This is a genomic window from Mangrovibacterium marinum, from assembly GCF_003046625.1.
GTDB classification, from domain to species: domain Bacteria; phylum Bacteroidota; class Bacteroidia; order Bacteroidales; family Prolixibacteraceae; genus Mangrovibacterium; species Mangrovibacterium marinum.
On record NZ_QAAD01000053.1, the window covers coordinates 1 to 1,333 of the forward strand.

Below are 1,333 nucleotides of genomic sequence, written 5' to 3' on the forward strand. Positions count from 1 at the left end.
TTGAACTCGGGAACAGCCTCGCAGGCCTGCTCCAGGTAGGACTTTCTGCTCATAATCAATTTGTTTAAAATTTAAAAGCACGAAAGTCGCAACATCCCGCCAACTATTCCTATTTTTAGCTGTGCAATAAGCTCCCGCAAAGCGGGTTTAGTTCAACACGGTACATATTGCAGGGCGGGGTTCGGTGGTACGCCAACTGCGGATTCTCGTTTCGCAGTTTCGTGTCCTTCGGACAGGAACGCTCTCCGAAATCCGCCCCGACAACATGTACCAACCGTTGTAAGCAAGCTGAAAAGAAACATTCTGCACAATGACAGGGACATTTAAAATACAAAAGGATAAAGTTAAATCGATAGTGTATCAGGACTTAAAACGAGTTTCGTTGATTGCTTTTTTCTCAATGATTTTTCCTCTGATTATGATTGCAATCATGATTCCAAAGGAAGATTTGGAAATTTACTTATTGGTTATTCCTTTGATTTTTTCTTTGTTAATTCTTACTGCGATTGTTGCATACATGTATAACTTCAAGATTGTCTATTATGAGGCATTTGAATTGACTATATTAGAAAATGGATTACACAAGAAAATTGATATTGAAAATAATAAAAAGGTAACTGGATTAAGAGCATGGGCATGGCACAGACAAAAATTATTATCAAAGCAACACGATACTTTAGTAGATTGGGATAAAATAAAATCTGTAAAAAGACTCAAACATGGATTATTGATTAAAGCAAGATATTCAGATTTCTATGGATATGGTTTGATAGCAATTCCTGATGTTCTTGAAGATTTTGAACAGATTGTAATATATATTGAAAACAAAATAAAAGCAAATTGAATAACAGCCAGCTTACAACACTTAGCCTCTAATCAAGCGTTGCTTGCATACGCTTGGTATTGGAGGCTTTGTTGAACTAAACACTGCTCCTGGCTTAACCGACTGTTAATTAACTATTTTCGAATAGTGTTTTCAATCGGTTTTTTGTTTCCCTTTCGGAAGGCGTTTGGGGTGGTATTGTTGGCCTTTCAAGCCCGGTTTTGGCTGCAAAACCGACTATGCCGGCCAAATAGCTTCTGCTTTGACCCTGTTTTCGGCAGCAAGGGGCTCCTCTGGGCAGGCGGTTTTGGCGACCGGACATAGCTTTCCCATTTACGCTCAGGGGCGTATTTCGAAAAGATCCACAAAACACCGTCATTGGCCCATTCCGGCCAATGGATTTACAGGCGGTGCACGCTTTCCGGGATAAGTTTCCAGCAGCAGTAGTTCGCCGCCACAATCCTTACACTTCAGCACCGAGCGCTCTCCAAAGCGCAGCTCCAGGATCTG

Annotated in this window: 1 protein-coding gene; it reads left to right on the plus strand. The window is 41.0% G+C overall.

Translation table 11 applies throughout. The annotated features are described in order from the left end of the window. Positions 1-310: 310 nt before the first annotated feature. Complete coding sequence (locus C8N47_RS18580) at positions 311-844, plus strand: hypothetical protein (RefSeq protein ID WP_107824075.1); 534 nt, start codon at positions 311-313, stop codon at positions 842-844. The last annotated feature ends 489 nt before the right edge of the window (positions 845-1,333 follow it).